Annotated in this window: 17 protein-coding genes; 7 read left to right on the top strand and 10 right to left on the bottom strand. The window is 69.8% G+C overall.

Features of this window, described 5'->3' with window-relative positions; genetic code table 11:
• Positions 1-137 precede the first annotated feature (137 nt).
• Together OG965_RS40765 and OG965_RS40760 are read left to right on the top strand one after the other, a co-directional pair.
• Entirely contained in the window at positions 138-602 is a 465-nt protein-coding gene (locus tag OG965_RS40765; protein WP_331723702.1) for a hypothetical protein, read from the top strand.
• 117 nt (positions 603-719) lie between these two features.
• A complete protein-coding gene (locus OG965_RS40760; protein ID WP_331723701.1) occupies positions 720-1,586 on the top strand; it encodes an NmrA family NAD(P)-binding protein in 867 nt (288 codons plus the stop codon).
• Positions 1,587-1,734: 148 nt separating this feature from the next.
• Here OG965_RS40760 and OG965_RS40755 read toward each other — a convergent pair whose 3' ends face one another.
• On the bottom strand, positions 1,735-2,619 hold the full coding sequence (locus tag OG965_RS40755) for an NAD(P)-binding domain-containing protein (protein WP_331723700.1): 885 nt from the start codon (positions 2,617-2,619) through the stop codon (positions 1,735-1,737).
• 126 nt (positions 2,620-2,745) lie between these two features.
• Here OG965_RS40755 and OG965_RS40750 point away from each other — a divergent pair, with 126 nt between their 5' ends.
• A complete protein-coding gene (locus OG965_RS40750) occupies positions 2,746-3,867 on the top strand; it encodes a helix-turn-helix domain-containing protein (RefSeq protein ID WP_331723699.1) in 1,122 nt (373 codons plus the stop codon).
• A 182-nt stretch (positions 3,868-4,049) separates the two neighbouring features.
• Positions 4,050-4,445, top strand: a complete 396-nt coding sequence (locus OG965_RS40745) for a hypothetical protein (protein ID WP_331723698.1) — start codon at positions 4,050-4,052, stop codon at positions 4,443-4,445.
• Between the two features lie 413 nt (positions 4,446-4,858).
• On the opposite strand, the gene OG965_RS40740 is transcribed toward OG965_RS40745, so the two are convergent.
• The 4 genes from OG965_RS40740 to OG965_RS40725 all read right to left on the bottom strand — a co-directional run bounded on the left by OG965_RS40740 (position 4,859) and on the right by OG965_RS40725 (position 10,734).
• On the bottom strand, positions 4,859-7,954 hold the full coding sequence (locus tag OG965_RS40740) for an FG-GAP-like repeat-containing protein (RefSeq protein ID WP_331723697.1): 3,096 nt from the start codon (positions 7,952-7,954) through the stop codon (positions 4,859-4,861).
• 301 nt (positions 7,955-8,255) lie between these two features.
• Positions 8,256-8,699 (bottom strand): hypothetical protein, encoded by a 444-nt coding sequence (locus tag OG965_RS40735; RefSeq protein ID WP_331723696.1) that lies wholly within the window; start codon positions 8,697-8,699, stop codon positions 8,256-8,258.
• Positions 8,700-8,848: 149 nt separating this feature from the next.
• Entirely contained in the window at positions 8,849-9,205 is a 357-nt protein-coding gene (locus tag OG965_RS40730) for a hypothetical protein (protein ID WP_331723695.1), read from the bottom strand.
• Between the two features lie 500 nt (positions 9,206-9,705).
• Entirely contained in the window at positions 9,706-10,734 is a 1,029-nt protein-coding gene (locus OG965_RS40725; RefSeq protein ID WP_331723694.1) for a trypsin-like serine protease, read from the bottom strand.
• A gap of 644 nt (positions 10,735-11,378) precedes the next feature.
• Between OG965_RS40725 and OG965_RS40720 the strand changes: the two genes are divergently transcribed.
• The 3 genes from OG965_RS40720 (at position 11,379) to OG965_RS40710 (ending at position 14,292) form a co-directional block, all read left to right on the top strand.
• Complete coding sequence (locus tag OG965_RS40720) at positions 11,379-11,816, top strand: hypothetical protein (RefSeq protein ID WP_331723693.1); 438 nt, start codon at positions 11,379-11,381, stop codon at positions 11,814-11,816.
• 8 nt (positions 11,817-11,824) lie between these two features.
• Positions 11,825-13,648, top strand: coding sequence for an alpha/beta hydrolase (locus tag OG965_RS40715; protein ID WP_331723692.1), 1,824 nt, complete (start codon positions 11,825-11,827; stop codon positions 13,646-13,648).
• A gap of 182 nt (positions 13,649-13,830) precedes the next feature.
• Complete coding sequence (locus tag OG965_RS40710) at positions 13,831-14,292, top strand: hypothetical protein (RefSeq protein ID WP_371657222.1); 462 nt, start codon at positions 13,831-13,833, stop codon at positions 14,290-14,292.
• Positions 14,293-14,416: 124 nt separating this feature from the next.
• On the opposite strand, the gene OG965_RS40705 is transcribed toward OG965_RS40710, so the two are convergent.
• The 5 genes from OG965_RS40705 to OG965_RS40685 form a co-directional block, all read right to left on the bottom strand.
• The gene (locus OG965_RS40705) at positions 14,417-14,926 is read right to left on the bottom strand and encodes a hypothetical protein (RefSeq protein ID WP_331723690.1); all 510 of its coding nucleotides are present in this window, start codon (positions 14,924-14,926) and stop codon (positions 14,417-14,419) included.
• Positions 14,927-15,068: 142 nt separating this feature from the next.
• Entirely contained in the window at positions 15,069-15,992 is a 924-nt protein-coding gene (locus OG965_RS40700; RefSeq protein WP_371657221.1) for a squalene/phytoene synthase family protein, read from the bottom strand.
• Positions 15,993-16,308: 316 nt separating this feature from the next.
• The gene (locus OG965_RS40695; RefSeq protein WP_331723688.1) at positions 16,309-16,581 is read right to left on the bottom strand and encodes a hypothetical protein; all 273 of its coding nucleotides are present in this window, start codon (positions 16,579-16,581) and stop codon (positions 16,309-16,311) included.
• Positions 16,581-16,811 (bottom strand): hypothetical protein, encoded by a 231-nt coding sequence (locus OG965_RS40690; RefSeq protein WP_331723687.1) that lies wholly within the window; start codon positions 16,809-16,811, stop codon positions 16,581-16,583. The genes OG965_RS40695 and OG965_RS40690 overlap by 1 nt, the downstream gene beginning before the upstream one ends.
• A gap of 227 nt (positions 16,812-17,038) precedes the next feature.
• Positions 17,039-17,518 carry a MarR family winged helix-turn-helix transcriptional regulator gene (locus OG965_RS40685; RefSeq protein WP_331723686.1) on the bottom strand — a complete coding sequence of 160 codons (480 nt, stop codon included), beginning with the start codon at positions 17,516-17,518 and terminating at the stop codon, positions 17,039-17,041.
• Between the last annotated feature and the right edge of the window lie 41 nt (positions 17,519-17,559).

Raw genomic sequence — 17,559 nt, 5'->3', positions numbered from 1 at the left:
CCGGTTTGGCCCCGCCCACCGGGCAGGGCCCTTTCTACGAGGCAATAGTTAGCTGCCTAATTATATTGGCGGAGTAGGCCTGCCGCTCCCCACCCCAACTCTTCGCTTCCCTCACACGAACGAGAAAGAGGCCAAGCATGCCCGCAACGAAGGACAGAACCAGCCGAAACCGGGCAGCCTCCCGGCCGTTCACCTTGTGGCGCGAGGTGCTGACCGCCTATGCCGCCCCCGCGCTGATGGCCGGTACCGCCGGAGTCGTCACCGGGCAGCAGGACCTGGCCGTGGCCGCCTGCACCTCCATCGCCGGCACCTCCGCCGTGGTGGCGTTCCTGGCCGGCACCTGGCTGCGGCACGGAGGGCAGCCCCGACGGTGGACCACCACCACGCCGCGCGTCGCCCTGACCGCCGCACTCGTCATCATCGCCGCCGGCGCGGCGGCCCTGCTGGGATGGTTCACCGCCCAATGGCTACCCGCCCACACCCCGGTCCCCGCCACCCCGTGGCTGGAGCGCCTGCGCATCGACCTGCCCGTCTCCGCAGCCCTCGCCACCGCCATCGTCACCCTGCGCTGGCGCAGCACCGCCACAGCATCCCCGGTATAGCCCACCCCTGCATCGGGCCCGCCCACCCCACGTGCCCAAGCCCAACCGAGCCCAAGCCCGACCGAGCCCACCCCGGCAGCACCCGCCGCCGGGAAGTCACCAAGGAATGAGCACACGATGATCGTTGTCATGGGAGCGACCGGTGCAACCGGAAATGCCCTGCTCCACAGCCTCCTGACACTCGGCACACCCGTCCGCGCACTGACCCGCACCCCGCACAGGCCGATCCCCGGCATAACCGGCGCACACCAACCGCCCGTCGAGATCCAGTACGCCGACGCCACCGACCCCCACTCCCTGCGCACCGCCTTCAAGGGCGCCAGCCAGCTCTTCCTCGCCATGGCCAACAGCCCCGCACAGGTCGAACTCGAAACCCGCGTCATCAACATCGCCGCCCACACCGGCATCGGACACATCGTCAAGATCTCCGCACCCGCCGCCGAACCCGACTCCCCGGTCGCCATCTCCCGCGGACACCACGCCGTCGAGGAACACCTGCGCGCCAGCGGCCTCCCCCACACCATCTTGCGCCCCTACGCGTTCACGCAAAACCTCCTACGCCTGGCCCCCACCGTCGCCCAGGGCGTCATCCTCGGCACGATGGGCGACGCACCCTGCAACTACATCGACTGCCGCGACATCGGCGACGTCGCCGCCGCCGCCCTCACCAGACCCGACATCGTCGGCGGCACCTACTCCCTGACCGGACCCGAAGCCGTCTCCCACCCCGAACTCGCGTCACGACTGACCACCCTGACGGGCAATCAGGTCCGCTACGTCAACCTCGCCCCGGACGAACTGCGCGACAACCTCATCCACAGCGCCCACATGCCCACCTGGCTCGCCGACCACGTGACGGAGATCCAGCAACTCGCCGTTACCAGACCCGAAACCCCCACCACCACTGTCACCGACATCCTCGGCCGCCCGCCCCGTACCGTCGACGCCTTCCTGCACGAACACCGCGCCCACTTCCGCCGATAGGACGCCGCCTGAATGCAGGTGCTTCAGCAGCCCGGACCGTGGGCAGGTTGGACCTCCACGGAGTCGGGTTCGAAACCGGCACCAGGATGCCGGTGACTCCGTTCCCGTCGGGTCCGGCGCGGGATGAGCGGCGGCTGTCGGTGTCAGGTCATGTGTGGTCCGCCGGGTTCTTCAGGACCTCGATCACGCTCGCGTAGCTGTCGGAGCCGTGGCCCGCAGCCCTGGTCCGTTCCATGGCGGACTTCAGGAGTTCGGGCAGGGCGTTGTCGATGCCGCGGGCCGCCGCGGCGTGGATGAGATGGTCGATGGCCGCGATCTGCACGTCGACGGTGGCGTCGTCGCCCGGGTAGCGTCCGGCGTCCACCTGGGGCGCGTAGGTCGTCAGGAAGCCGGCCACGGCGGTCAGCCAGCGGGTCGCGACCGGGGTGAAGGCCGTGGCCGGTGTCCTCTCCGTGCCGACCAGCGCGGTGCCGTGCAGCCAGCCGGTCATGGTGGACCACATCAGGCCGAGCAGGGCGGCGTCGTAGAGGGAGGCCAGGCCCGGGTCGGTGCCCAGGTGCAGAGGATCCCCCAGGGACGCCAGGGTCGGACGGTGGGCTTCGAAGACGGCGTGCGAACCGCTGTAGAGGAACATCATCTCGGGGCTGCCGACCCCCGGCGGGGTGGTCATGATCGCGCCGTCGAGGTAGTCGGCGGCGTGTGACCGGGCCCATGCGGCGGCCTCGTTGGCCTGCTCCGGGGAACCGGAGGTGAGGTTGACCAGGACCTTGCCCGCGAGGGAGCCGGCGACGGGGTCGAGGACGGTGTGCAGCACCTCGTAGTCCAGTACGCAGACGATGGTCAGCGGGCTCGCCGCGATCGCCTCCTCGGGTGTCGCGGCCAGGTGGGCGCCCCGGTCGACCAGCGACCGGGCCCTGTGCGCCGAGCGGTTCCACACGGTGGTGCGGTGGCCCCGCTCCAGCAGTACGGCGGCCAGCGCCGAACCCATGGAGCCCAAGCCGATGACGGTTACTGCCGGTTGGTCGGAATGCATGCCCCAACTCCCTTTACGTCCGCCTGCGGCGGTCGGTCACGTAAGACCAAGATCGCAGCGCGCGGCGGCCGGAAACAGTGACGCTGGTGACGGCAACCACCAAATTCCTGCCATACCCTTCAAGGTATGAATCCTGGTCCTGGTCCTGGTCCTGGTCCCGGTCCCGGTTCCGTCGCCGTGGTCGTGGCCGAGGACATCGGAGTCCCCTCATGGGATCTGTACGAGTTGAGCATCCCCTGCACCGTCTTCGGGAAGCCGCAGCCGGACCTGGCCGACCCCTGGTACGACCTGCGACTGTGCAGTACGGGCGAGCCTCAGCAGGACGGCTCCGCGACCGGGTCCGGGCTGTCACTGCGGACCCGCTACGGGCTCGCTGACCTGGTCGGCACCGACACGGTCATCGTGCCCTCGGTGCCCGATGCCTGCGTAGACGAGGGCATGCCGCTGCCACCGGCGCTGATCACGGCCCTGCGCGATGCCTACGACGCGGGCGCCCGCATGGTCTCCCTGTGCACCGGCGCCTTCGCACTCGCCGAGGCGGGGCTGCTCGACGGACGCCGCGCCACCGCCCACTGGATGCACACCGCTCAACTGGCCGAGCGCTACCCGAAGGTACAAGTCGACGACTCGGTGCTGTACGTGGACGACGGCGACGTACTCACCAGCGCCGGGCTGACCGCCGGACTCGACCTCTGCCTCCATCTGGTGCGCCGTGACCTGGGCGCACACGTCGCCAACCAGCTGGCCCGCCGGATGGTGGTGCCCGCCCACCGGCCCGGCGGCCAGGCGCAGTTCATCGACCTGTCCGTACCCACCACCGACGACGCGAGCCTGGGGCCCGTCCTGGACTGGGCCCGTACCCACCTGGACCAACCCCTCACAGTCGAGGATCTGGCCCGGCGCGCGGCGATGAGCCCGCGGACCCTGCACCGGCGACTCCAGGCGGCCACCGGGACGACTCCACTCCAGTGGCTCCTCAACCAGCGTCTGGGACGGGCCCAGAGCCTGCTGGAATCAACAGACTTGCCCATCGAGAAGATCGGGGAGCTGAGCGGCCTCGGCACGGCGAACAACCTCCGCCACCACTTCCTCAAACAGATCGGCGTGTCCCCGGGCACCTACCGCCGAGCCTTCCCCCGGACGACGCCCGAGCCGTTCCCCTCCCCGCTGGAGAGCCGGGCCCAGGACAGAGACGACCGACGGCAGACCGACGGCGGACCGACCGCGGCGCATCCGATACCCCGGTGACACCAAGGGCAACAGGGCCAGAGGATTGATGCCGGGGGGGGGCGCCGTCCGCGGCTCTCCGCGCGATCCGGCGCCGGCCATGCTGGTGATCACTACGAAGTGGCTCAAGTGACCGCTCACTCGGCGATAGGCTCGCGGCGAAAACGGCCTACAGGGCCGGTACTCATCCAGCGGGGGCTGCCATGACTTCGCCGTCCGAGGACGGGTTACCCGATCACGATCACACCACCCCGGCAACCGGCCCCGGCCGCAAGCACGGACTCCTTCGCGAAGCCTTGGAGTTCCTCACCGAGTTGCTCGGGGACTTTCTCGCCGAAATCGTCATGCAGGCGGTGAGTTGCGCGCTGCTCGTAGGGGTGCTCATCGGGTTGTTTTGGGGATGGGGCCGAAGTCCCGCTCTCACGCTGGGCACCGTGGTCGTCCTGCTGACCGGCGCGGTCGTCACCGTCGCCGCCGTCAAAGCCCGAAGCCACCCGGACCGTCGATCGCCATGGCTGCTGGGGGCAGCGGTGCTGACCATCGTCGGCGCTGTGGCCGTGTGGTTCGTCTTTTACGGCAGCAACTGCGGGTGCGTATAGGCGGGCGCGGTTTCGAGTGCTTGTCTATCCATCAGCGATCGATCTGTCCACACCCAACTGTGCTACCTCGCCAGGCATCTGACCGCTCGCAGCCGAGTGACCGGCACCCGGTGGCGCCGTGTCACGCCGGGCCGTCAGGGTGGCCGGACCCGCAGCACACCAGGGCTCCGCGGGCAGTCCTCGTTCGGCGGAGCCGGCTCATGGAACCGCGTCGGCGACACAACCGGCTCCTCACCGACCCGGCCTGCACTCCGAGCCCCGCCGCAGTGACCCTCGTGCAACCCCGGCTGAGGGCACCATCCAACCTTGAGTGCGCATCCCTTGAAAGGACGATCAGCCCGGTCCCCGGGCATCCGCGGCAGACCGTACCGTAGGCCTGGCCCGCCCCAGCACGGGCGGACCGGCCTTCACGGTCAGAACAGGTACTTGTACATCTGCCAGCCGCCGCCGATCCTCATGCGGCCGCCGAAGTTGCCGTGGCCGTCACCGGCGTACGACCAGAGCACGCCGTCCGTGCCGAGGGCGAGCAGGTCCGGCTTGCCGTCGTTGTTCAGGTCGCCCGCGCCGACAAGGGCGTTGTAGACCTGCCAGCCACCGCCGACCTTGATCCGGTTGCCGAGTGTCCCCTTGCCGGTGCCCGGGTAGAGCCACAGCACGCCGGAGGCGTCACGGGCCAGCAGGTCGGCCTTGCCGTCGCCGGTGAGGTCGCCCACGCCGACCAGGACATACCCCTTCCAGCCCGTGCCGATCCGTAGGCGGGCGCTGAAGTTGCCTCTGCCGTCGTCCGCGTACAAGTAGAGTTCGCCAGTCGCCGCCTGACGGGCAATCACGTCCGGGCGGCCGTCGCCGGTGAGGTCGCCCGGCGATGTGAGCGAGTCGAAGATGTGCCAGCCGCCGCCGACCTTCGTGTACGGCGCCGAGGGCGTCAGCGCCGCACCGCAGGCCGGCTTGTACCTGCGCAGTTCACCACTGCTCAGGCGGATCAGGACGTCGTTGCAGCCGTCGCCGTCCGCGTCCCCGAAGGGGACCGCGGCCGTCACGGTGCTCGCCCCCGTCCAGCCGGAGCCCGACACCTTCGCGTCCACACCGCCGCGGCCGGTACCGCCTCGGAAGTCGGCGGTTCCGGCAGGGGTGAAGCCAAGCAGGTCGCCGACGCCGTCGGGGCCGCCCGGGCCGATGTGGTCGCGGGCGACCGGGAGTCCACCGGTGAGCACGAGCGTGCCGCTGCGGCTCAGGGCCGTGCCGAGTCCGTCGGCGGGGCGAGCGGTCAGGGTCCAGGTGTAGGAGCCGTTGGCGAGGGCCCGTCCAGCAGCGTCCTTGCCGTCCCAGGCCGCCTTGACGATGCCGCGCGCCTCACCGCCTCCGAACGTGCGAACGACCGCGCCGGTGGATGTGCTCTTCAGCGTCAACTGCCAGGAGGCGGCGGGCTTCGACAGCCACCAGCGGGCCGTCCACCCGTCGGCCCCGTTCCGCGCCGCGGCCGGAGCGTCCGTGTCGATGGCGGCGAGGTCGGAGGTCCGTACGCCCGAGGGGACGAGGTGGAGGTCGCCGTCCTGGTCGGTGTAGGCGAGCGGGCCGCCGAAGCGGTCCACGGTCCAGCCCATGCCCGCGTCCCGCAGCGCGGGGCGTCCGAGCGTGCGGGTGCCAGTGGTACCGCGCAGGTCGGTGGCGGCGAGGACGCCGTCCTTCTCCCAGGCCAGGTAGCCGTCGCCCAGCAGGGCTTCACGATGCTCGGGCAGCCGTACCGCCCGCTTGGCGGCGAGGTCGTACCCGCCCGCGGCCACGGGACCCGAATCCGTCTGGCCGCATGCCCAGTAGAGGAAGCCCGTGTTGGCGAGCAGTTCCGTGATGTCGCAGTTCGCGGCGCGGAACCGGGGGGTGGCCGCGCCGGTACGGACGTCGACGGAGAGGACGGCACCGGGGCCGCCGTCCTCGTCCTCCAGCCACAGGGTGGATCCGGTCAAGGCGTACGCGGGCACGGATCGATGGCCGGCGCTGGTGTAGACGGGCTTGCCGGTGTCCAGGTCGATCACCTGGATATGCGTCATGTATCCGTCGTCGGCCGATCCGGCGACGGGCACCGCGTCGTAGCGTCCGGAGGCATGGGACTTGTGGGCCTGGTACATCTCCCGCGCGACGGGCACCTCGGCGGCGGGCAGCGACGCGCCGTCGGCCAGTACGCGCAGGCTGTTGCGCTCGGACGAGCGGTACACCAGCCTGCCGTCGCCCGTGGCCTGGAACGTCTTGCACCAGGCCGCGCCGCAATTGGCGTCAGGGAACTCGTAGCCGTCGGTGCCCCGGTCCAGGCGCGGCCCCGGCGTGAGCAGGCCGGAGACGGAGATGTCGGTGCGGCGGAGCCTGGAGAGGTTCCACGGCAGCTGATCCAGCGTGTCCAGCCGCCCCTGGGCCATTGTCAGGCCGCGGATCGCGGTCCGGACCCGGGGGGCGTCCGCGATCTTGTCGGCCGTGAAGGCGCCGTCGGCGGCCGGCCGCACCGCGTACACGGACCGCTCCGGTCCTTCACGGCCTTCTGTGGCCCGTGCGACCAGCAGCGTTCCGTCGGGCTGGAAGACCGGGCTTCCGGACACGCCGTCGAACACCGGCCGCTCAGGCCCGCCACCGAGGGGGATCGCGACGATACGGCGCTTGGCGGCGGTGCCCGAAGAGATGTCCGCAGAGGTGGTGCGGGTGATCAGGAGATCGTTGCCCAGCACGCCGACCACAGCCGAAGACGCTTCGTAGGGGACGGTGAAGTCGTGGACAGGCGTGGAGAAGTCCGGGGTCTTCCACACCCGGACGCGCCCGCTCTGCCACCACTGGACATAGCGGCCCCCGCTGAAGGCGCTGCGTGCGGTCGGGCGTATGTCCGAGAGCCGGGCCTGGCCCGACCGGTCGATCCACGCCGCATGCAGCTGGTCACTGCCCTGCCCGTAGAAGACGAGCACGCCGTCCCCGCCGCTTTGGGAGTGTCCGTGGATCAGCTGTGCGTCCTCGGGAAGCCCCGCAACCACGCGGTCCGCGACACGGCCGTTCTCCCACGACAGCAGGTGGGCACGGTACGTCCGGTCCGCGAGGACCTCGCTGGTCACCACCACGTCGCCGAACAGGCCTTCCAGAGCCTGCCCATCGGGCAGCCGGAAGGTCCGCTCCGAGCCGTCCTTCATGTCGCGCAGAACCACGAAACGCTCGCCGGAGTCGACGAACCCGACCGTGTCGGTGCCCGTGGCGTAGGCCTCCACTCGCTTCCCCTTGGGCAGGGGAAGCCGTCGGGTGGAGCCGTCGGCGTACGAAGTCCAGTTGTACCCGTTGCCCGGCCTGCCCCACAGATAGCCGGTCTCCCCGGCATCCACCAGCATGTCCGCATCGGGATCCGCCCGCTGCTCGGCCGGGACGACGACCTCACCGGGCAGCTCCGCCGCCCCCGCGGGCGAACCGCTCAGCGGCATGATCCCGGCAGCGGTCGCCAGCACCGCGGCGATAGCGCTCCGTACGAGCATGTGACGTCTCAAGATGGTCCTCCGGAAGCCTTGCCAAGGCATGAGAGACCGCCGCATCACGTGTCGCCACACGATGCGGTCGTACGAAGTGAAAAGGCCCCCCGGCCGTGCCCCCCATGCGAGTGAAGTGACTTTAACAGGGGGCTCACCAACCCCGACCGACCCACCACGTCTTCCGGGGATGGACCGCTGACACGGCAAGGCAACCCCGGTACGCGAACGCGCCGCCGCCCTCGAACGTCAAGCTGAAACGCCGGTGCCGCCTCGCGGCTCGCGAGACGGCACCAAGTCGTCGGTCAGCTGGGGAGACGGGTCAGCACGCCCCGGAGATCTGCTTGGTGCCGACGTACAGGGCGCCGCGCGAGCTGATGTCGACGGTCGAGCCCCCTCCACCCGCGGAGTTCGACGACCACGCCGCGTAACCGCCCGGGGTGTAGACCACGAAGTTGCCGTCCTGCTGATACGTCGCGTGGTTGGCGCCCGACCCATAGGTGTTCGATGACCAGCACACCCGACGGCTCTGGGAGCCCTGGGTCGGGTCGCCGTCCCAGCGGTACTCGACAAGGTTGCCGTCCGACTGCATCATCAGCTCGTACCACGTGCTCGTGCCGGTGGTGCCCATGATCGAGTCCCCGACGTTGATGGTCTGGCCTCGGTACAAGGCACTTGTGGTGTTCGCCGAAGCGGTCCCGGCCACACCGACGATGGATGTCGCCGCTGCGACGCCCGCGATGAGCACTTTAGTAATCCTGCGCATGAGTGTCCCCCTGTAGATGAGTTAGATGAATCAGGTGTACGGGGCGACGCCCCGGGCCCCGACATGGCGCGGCCAGGACAGAGAGCGCACTGGTCACGGACAGGCGGTTGAGCCCCGCCCGCGACCGGCGCGGTCCCCTCGCGGAGCCGTCAGAGCGTGCCGAAGAGGTTGCACTTCGTCCAGTCCTCGGACTGCGAGGGAGGTACGTCGCAGTAACCGACGCGGTATTCCCCGTTCTCCTGCTGGTAGCCCTGGATGGTCAGCTCGCCCTTCCACCACCAACCAGGCAGCGCCGTCCAGTCGTTGGGGGAGGCGATCCAGCCGGTGCAGGCCTCTTGGTCGGCCTGGTTGCGGCCACAGATCCTGATCTGGTCCGACCAGCGGGTCGACACACTCACCTGCTGACCGCTGGTGCCGGCGGCGGCCGTTCCGGCGCCGGCCAGCAGGCCGGCAGCGGACAGGCCCACGCCCACGGCGGCCACAGTGATGCTCTTGAAGCGAAGCAAGGAAAACCCCCACAGGTCAGCGACTTACGGCCGCTCTTGATCTTCATGCCGGAGCCCGGGACGGCCTCCCGACGGGAGACACCCACATGCGATGCGCCCGACTCGGTCCCGGTCCAGACCCGATGAAGCAATCGTGACCGAGGGGCTTAACAAGGCGATAACACGACGCGAGGATCGCTTACCGAGGCGGCTGCCGCCGCGCAGGCGATTTACCGCACGGTCACGTTGAGGCCGTTGAGCCCCGGCCAGCCGGGGGGGATGGCTGGCCGGGGCGGGCCCGGGTCGATCGGGGGATACGGCCGGGGCCGTCCAGAAGTGGGTGCGGAAAGGGCGGTCGCCGCTCGGGGGACATTGTCCCCTTGCCGCCCCCACGTACAGGTAAACGGTCAATACACCCCGAATGTTCCCCACCGCCCCCGCCCGCGTACGGGTGAGGGCATGTGCAGACCGCTGAGCACAGGATCGACGTGAGGCCCCTTGTGCTCCTTCTACCTACTCCTTTAGTGGATCTCGATCCAGGGCGGAAGCGCAGCGCTGCCGGGATCCCCGTCCCCGCCACCCTCGCCGCCTCGCCCGTCGTCATCGCCGCTCCCCGGGCTTCGCCGGTCTTCCTGCGCGGCCCCGGGAGCGCTCGGCCCACCGTCCGGCTGCTTACCCGGCTCCTTCGGCCCGCCGGCAGGTTGTTCTGCCGGCTTCCTCGGCCCACCGGCAGGCTGCTCCACAGGCTTCTCCTGATCGGCGCTCACCGTCTCGTCGATCCACTGCCGGAATGAACTGGCGTCGGTGTACGAGAAGTTGGACGTACCGCAGTCACCGAGCCGGATCCTGCGGCTGGCGATTCCGGCGAGCGCCCATCCGTCGTTCGCTCGCACCAGCGCGGGGCCTCCGGAGTCGCCCTTGCAGACGGTGTCCTTCGGCGTGGCGTTCACACACATCTCGCGCGTGGGCTCGTAATTGCCGCCGTCACAGCCCTTATCCGCTGCCACGGCGGTGTCCAACTGCCTGAGCACCTCGGGAGTCGTCTTCTCGCACCCGCGTTCCTTGCCGCAGGTCCTGCCCCAGCCCAGGAGACGGACCGCTGCCCCGGCTTCAGGGCGCGTCGAGCCGATCACGGCGGGGGCTCGCGGGACGTCTTCGGACAGTTTCAGCAGGGCGATGTCCTTGCCGCTCCAGTCGGGCGCTTCGGTGTAGCGGACGATCCGTGCGACGCCCACCTCCTTGCCTCCGCTGTTCCACCGGTCGGAGCCGAACCTGACCTTCAGAAACCGTGCTTCGTTCGGGGTGGGCCCCGTGAAGGTGCAGTGATTGGCCGTGACCGCCCAACCCGGCCTGACGAGTACGACACCGCACAGATGCTTCGCCTCGTTGCCGCCGGCATCCTGCAGCGAGCCCATGAACGAGTAGCTCTGCTCCGCGTTCGCTCCCCCCACAATCGCCTGGGCCCTCTCGCCCGTAGCCACGAAGACACCGGCCGATGCCACCGCCAGTGCGGCCACCAGCCGTACAACCGGCTTGCCTCCCAGCCTCATACGCTCTCCTCTCGTCAGGGCGCTCACCCGTACCCCGTGGTACGGCGCAGCAGCATCCCTCGCAGAGGAGGCACCGGACCGCCGGAGCCGGCACGACCCGCTTCAGGGACAGGACGACCTGACCACACACGAAAGTCGCCGCGCACCGCCCGGCGTGCCGATCTCCGCCCGGACGAAAGTCCGACGGCGGGGTCCGGAGGTGCCGACGTGTCCCTCGCCCCGGCTACACGGGCGTGAACTGCCGCAGCCACCGGCCGAGTACGGCGAAGTCGCCGTCGGTCAGGCCGTATCGCGGGTCGACGCGGTGGAGGCTCGGCGTTGTCGCTCAAAGTCCCAACGGCCGGCACAGACAAGGGCCCCGGCCTCCATACGGAGGCCGGGGCCCTTGTTCATCGAGCGCTGGGCAGGCCTTGCACCTACATCTCCCCACAGGAAGTGGGGCGCCTTTCCTTGGACCACCAACGCATGTCCCGCAACCGCTCATCGCGGCCGCAAGCTCAAGATCCAATATACCGCACCCGCGCGGCCCGTGGAACGCGTGATCTGAGTACGCGTACTCACAAGCCCCCGTTCCCCTCCTTGTAGCCTGGCGGCGGTGGAGGCCAAGGTGACGTGCGGGACAGGTGGGACCAGAGGGGGAACGCGTGGGTTCGTTCGCTGAGGAGTGGGCTCAGCTCAAGAGTGGCCCTGCGGGCGGCGGCGGGATGCGGCTGGCCGGTGCCGGCGACAGCGGTGGCAGCGGCAAGGGAGACGTTCAGTCCAGCAAAGCCGCCTGGACGGCGGCCGGCAGTGCCGTCGGCGGACTGGGCAGCGACGTCAAGAAGGCGCTGACCGCCCTCGAAACCGGTCAGCAGGGGCTGGGCGCCGGCGGCGGAGTGGAGAGCGCGGCCGCGCAGTCCGAGGTCTACCAGAGCTGGAAGACGTACCTGGACAAGCTGTCCGGGCGGTGCACCGCCCTCCAGGGCAAGTTGGAGCGGGCGGGCAACGACCTGCTCCTGACCGACGACAACATCAAGGGCCTCTTCGTGGAACTGGGGAAGCAGTACCAGGACACCCCGGCCGTCGGTGGCGAGGGAAAGTGATCTGAGCCATGGACATCGAGGCGCTCAAGACGCTCAAGCTGAACGAGTTCGAGGAAGCCGCGGCCGGATACCGCTCGTCCAGCGACATGGCGAGCTCGGCGAAGGACGCTGTGGAGCAGCGGATCACCGTTCAGATGCAGAAGGTACTCAAGGGAGAGACGGCCGACGCCGCCGTCGGCCAACTGCGGGAAGTGACCAAGGACTTCCACTACGTCCAGGTCGAGTGCGGCCTGATCGCGACGGCCCTGAAGGCGTTCGCGGCGGACATGCGCCCGGCGCAGGACAAGCTGACGCGGGCGCTGTCGGAGGCGGCCGAGCACAAGTTCACGGTGGGTGCGGACGGCGCGGTGAGTTATCCGGCGGCGGGGGAGAACCCGGGCGGGTCACCGCCGAAGGCCGGTTCGGCGGGCGCGTCGAAGTACACCGGGACAGCCGGGTTGATCGAGCAGCAGGCGGTCAACCAGGACCCGAACCCCAACCACGCCATCGCCCAGGGCATCGCCAACCGCATAGCCGAGGCTCTCAAGGAGGCCACCGACACGGATCACAAGTGGGCGCCGCAACTGCGCAAGCTCAAGGCGGACGACGACCTGGTCGTCTCCGACGGGGACTGGGCGGACGTCGCGAAGGACACGGAGGGCGTGCGCGGGGCGGGTCAGCACTATCTGGACTCCCTGCCGCAGCCCCCGAAGGACGGCAGCCCGAAGGCCAACGCGGACTGGTGGAAGGGCCTGGACCCCGACCAGCAGGCCGCCTGGACCGCGCTGCATCCCGATACGGTCGGCAGCCTCGACGGCCTGCCGGCCACGGTCCGGGACGAGGCCAACCGTATGGTCCTCGACGAGCGGCGGGGCCAGTACCAGACGGAGCTGAACGGCATCCCGAAGCCGCCCGCCAACGAGTGGACGTGGATCACCGCCGGTATGTTCCCCTCCAAGGTGCACACCGACGAGTGGATGGACTGGGACAAGAAGTACGGAGACCGGTACCGGCACCTGGAGTCGTCCCTCAAGGGCATGGGCGCCATCCAGAATCGGTTCGACCAGACCAGCAAGGACGGGCTCCCCGAGGCGTATCTGCTCGGCTTCAGCCCCGAGGGCCACGGCCGGGCCATCCTGGCCAACGGCAACCCGGACACCGCCAAGCACCAGGCCGTGTACGTACCCGGTACGACGTCGAACCTCGAAGGGTTCGGCGGCAGTATCGACCGGACGACCGAGCTGTGGCGCCAGACCCAGCACGCGGATCACAACGCGTCCGTGTCGACCATCGCCTGGCTCGGCTACGACGCCCCGCAGGACATCGTCAAGGACTCTCCGTTCGAGCACTACGCCTATGACGGGGCGCCCGCCTACCGGAAGTTCATGGACGGTCTCGACGCTTCGTACGGTGGTACCGGCGAGCCGCACCGCACAGCCATCGGGCACTCCTACGGCACCACCCTCATCGGTGCTGCGGCCGAGAAGGGCGACCTCAACGCGGATGACGTGATCTTCGCGGGGAGCCCGGGGGTCAAGGTGGGCTCGGCCGGCGAGATGGACGTTCCGAAGGGGCATGTGTGGAACGAGGAAGCGGACGGCGACAAGGTCCCGGACATCGGCCGCTGGGGCCATGGCGGCAGCCAGTGGAAGATGGGCGGGGGCGTGTTCCTCATCCCCAGCGACGAGGCCTTCGGGGCGAACCAGATGAACACGCACCCCGAGGGCAGCGGCCCCTCGGCGACGAAGGGAGCGAACGGGCACAGTGAGTACTGGAACAGGGACACGACGGCCCTGAAGAACCAGGCGCTGGTCGTGCTCGGTCAGTACGGCAACGTCACCGCTCCCCAGTGACGCATCCCGTCCGGGCCGCCTCGGCACTCGCGCCGACCCGACCCGACCGTCATCACCCCCTCCCGACACCACCGCCAAGGACCCGAATGCTCCGCGCACCGCTCCCCGCTCCTCGTCGGCGCCGCCCGGGCAGCGCCCTGATCCCCCTCGTACTGACCGGCCTTCTTCTCACTGGATGTGGCATGAGCGACGACGACACGCCGAAGATTCCCTTCGCGGGCACCGCCCGCACCGATGACGCGGTCGCCGCCGTGAAGGCGGTCTCCAGCCAGATCTTCGACTTCGCCGGGGTGCCCGCCAAAGCCTCGGAGGCCGGGCCCGGTGTCTCGGCATGCGGGGACAAGGATCCGGAGAAGTACTTCCAGGTCTACCACCCGTGGAACTTCGAGCCGAACTCCGGCGCGGACACCGCCGTCGCCATGAAGCACCTCAAGGAGAAGCTCAACACGGGCGGTTGGGTGCTCAAGGACGAGTACGTCGACAACAGCCCGAACAAGAACCTCAATCTCGTCGCCGACAACGACGCCAAGAAGATGAGCGTCTCGATCGTCGAGTACGGCAAGAACGACCGCCCCAGCATCGGCATCAACGTCATCTCCGGCTGCTACCAAGCCCCCGACGGCCACACGATCCACCACTCCTAGCGGCGGCTTCCCGAGGGCCCGGCGGCGCCACGGGCTACGCGCCGGGCCGGGGCGCCAACCGCCCCGGCCGCCGCCGAAGCCGTCCCGTACGGCACGTCCGCCTCCGGTCGGAGGGTGCGATGCTTCAGTCTCTGCGGTCGCCCGGCGGGCGCGTGCCCAGGAACTCACGGGCGGCCTGGATCGTGTCGCGTTCCAGGGACTCGAATGCGGTGCTCCAGCCCTCGTCCCAGGAGTCCAGCAGCAGAGCGCAGTGCCCGAGGGGTTCGAGGGCCTTGGGATAGCCGAGGGCGTAAGCGACGTCGTACCAGATCAGCCATGCTCCGGCAGTGGGGTCGAGGGTGCCGTCCACTATCTGCTCGGCGGCCCAGTAGGCCAGGGCCCACTGGGCCGCGCGGGGGTCGTCCGGCACCTCGACGGACAGGTCCAGTTCCCACAACACTTGGTCGAAGAGCCCGGGTGCCTCCGGCTCCTCGCCTCGCACCAGGCCGGCCAGCATGGCCAGCGACGGGCTCTCCACCCCCGCCAGCAAGGCGTCCAGACCCAACTGGATGAGACGGTCGGAGCCGACATGCCGGCCGAGCGCTCTTCCCAGCGCGATACGTCTGAACTGCTGAAGAGCCTCGTCCGGAGTCATCTCGACCTTCTTCACCTGCGGATACGAACAGCCCTATTCCACAGGACGGCCCTGCCGCCCTCCCCATCGACCCGCAACTCGCTGATCTTGGGCGTCGGCGTCATCATTCCGATCAGCGGCACCCCTCGGACCACAGTGGGCTTTACCGGCCCGGAGTTCGCCCCTGTCGCTGTGCGGCCCGATACTCCCGGCCCAGGACGCGGAGCGCCTCCGCGAGCGGGGGGCGGGCGGATCCGTTGAGGAGCGCGGTCCCTGCTTTCTTCACCGCGCCCAACCGGAGCGTTTGGAGGTCGATGAGGGCGCGGACCATGGGGCGGCTGGAGATGTGTACGTGTTGCTCGATGCCGCGGGATTCCTCCAGCCCCGCCCGGACGAGCACCGCCTGTTCGTGCAGGAGGCCCTCGAAGCCCTGAGCCGGCCGGTGTCGCAGGTCCTGGGGTGTGAGGCCGTGTCGGCCGAGGGCCTCGTGCGTGATCCCGGTCCGTCCCTGTTCGAGGTCTTCGGCGATGTCGTCCAGGAAGTCGAGCCGCTGGCCGGCCTCGATGAAGGCGCGGCAGCCCGTGACGTACTCCCGGCTGGGCGTCGCCGGAGCGAGCAGGCAGGCCACGAGCATGAACGCGGGCAGCGAGTAGGCGGTGACGTAGTGCTGGAAGTCCGCCTCGCCGCTGAAGCTTTCCCACTCCACTTCCACGTCGGCGCCGCTGAGGAACTGCTGCACGTACCCCTGGAGTTGCGGGTGCCGGGAGATGGTGTGGGTCAGTGCCCCGAGCAGTGGGTGTTCGCTGGAGCCGCGGTCCAGGGCCGTGGTGACCTGCCGTCGCCAGCTGTCGGCCGCCTCAAGGCGTTCCTTCATGGGCCCTTGGTCGATGAGGGTGTCCGTGTGGTGCATGAAGGCGGTGGCGGCGACGATGTGGGGGATCAGCGGCGGCGGGAGGAGCAGGCGTACGGCCGTGTACTCGGCGCGGGCGAACCGTGCCACGAGCTGCCGCTGGCCGCTGTAGGCGCGGCGCAGTGCGGGATCACTGATCCCCGCCCGGTCGAGGGCGCGTGACCACCTGGTCGTCATGGTGCTCCTGCCGTTCGTGCGTTCACCATATGCAAGATCTTTGCCCAGCAACATGCTTGGCTCTCCGGGGCGTCGTCAGACCGGCCCGCCTCCAGTCGGTCCAGCGCCACGTCGAAACGCTCCCTCGTTCAACAGGCGGGTTATCACGGCGTGATAGGTCCGGCGGCGTTCGCCCCGTCGGCCCGTCCGCATCGCGCCCCGATACGAAACGCCCCGAGCGAGGCCCCCGTTGGAGCGACCGGCAGCGACCGGCAGCGACCGAGCATCGTGAACCATCGCGTGGCGCGTCCGGGGGCTGCGCAAGCACTGCTCGCGGCTACACCTCGATGTACGCGACGACCACCACGGTGCGCAGCGCGGTCAGGTAGTACAGGATCCGGACGGCTTCGATCTCGTCCGCGTACTGGCGCAGTTCGGGACGGGAGGCGTTGCCGGGGATCGGGGTGCCGCTCTCGGGGGTGACCGAGAGGGCGACCAGGGCGCGGTCCAGGGCGTGGATCTCGCGCTCGGTGGTGAGGTCTTCGAGCTGCTTGGCCGCGGAGTCGCTGAACGCGACCCGGGCGCGCCGGGGGGCGTGGCCGGACGCCATCAGGCGACGGCCGGGCGCTGGGCGACGAGGCGGGCGAGGTGCTGCTCGCGCAGTTCCTCCCAGGGCGTGCACTCCTCCACCGACGGCAGGCCGTGGGTGGCGATGTCCTCCAGGACGGCGGCGAGCCGGTCGGCGTTCTCACGGGTCCTGGCAGCGTAGGCGCGGACCGCGTCGGCGGCCGCGGGCTCCAACTGCTGCCGCGCGGCGGCGGGGGCCGGCCCTTCGCTCATCGAGGCCTCCTGGGCAGTCGTTCGGCGTGCCCCTTCACGGTATCGCCGGGACGGACCGACCGAACCCCATACGGACGAAGTAGCCGGGACGGCCCGACGGAACCCCGTACGGACGAAGCAGACGCCGGGTTCGCGTCAGGTCCCTTCGCCTCGAAGGCGACTCACCCTTCGTCCCCGGTCGACGGAAACCCGTACTCCGGCACGGGGCCCGTCCCCCGTCCCGCCCCCTACTGCCGCGCCCGCCGCGCCGGGCGGGGGCTTTCCGACGGGACCGCCAGCGCGTCCCCGGCGAGCAGGCGCAGGGTGCGCAGCAGGGCCTCGCGGTCGGCGGGCGGCAGGGATGCGAGGGCCGCGGCGTGGACCTCGTCGACGATGCGGGTGCTCTCGACGGCGAGGGCGGCGCCCTTGTCGGTGACCGCGATGATCCGGGCGCGGCGGTCCGTACTCGACGGGCGCCGCTCGGCCAGGCCCGCCTTCTCCAGGGCGTCGACGGTGACCACCATCGTCGTCTTGTCCATGTCGCCGAGCTCGGCGAGCTGGGCCTGGGTGCGCTCCTCCTCCAGGGCGTGGACGAGGACGCAGTGCATACGGGCGGTCAGCCCGATCTCGTCCAGGGCCGCGGCCATCCGGGTGCGCAGGACGTGGCCGGTGTGGTCCAGGAGATAGGAGAGGTCGGGCTCGGTACGGGAAGGCGCCATCGCGGTCATGGACCCAGCCTAGCAATTCGATCCGAAGAAAATCGTCTGCA

Origin of the sequence: Streptomyces sp. NBC_00224, assembly GCF_041435195.1 — a bacterium.
Lineage (GTDB): Bacteria > Actinomycetota > Actinomycetes > Streptomycetales > Streptomycetaceae > Streptomyces.
This window is presented reverse-complemented; position numbering and strand designations above follow the sequence as displayed.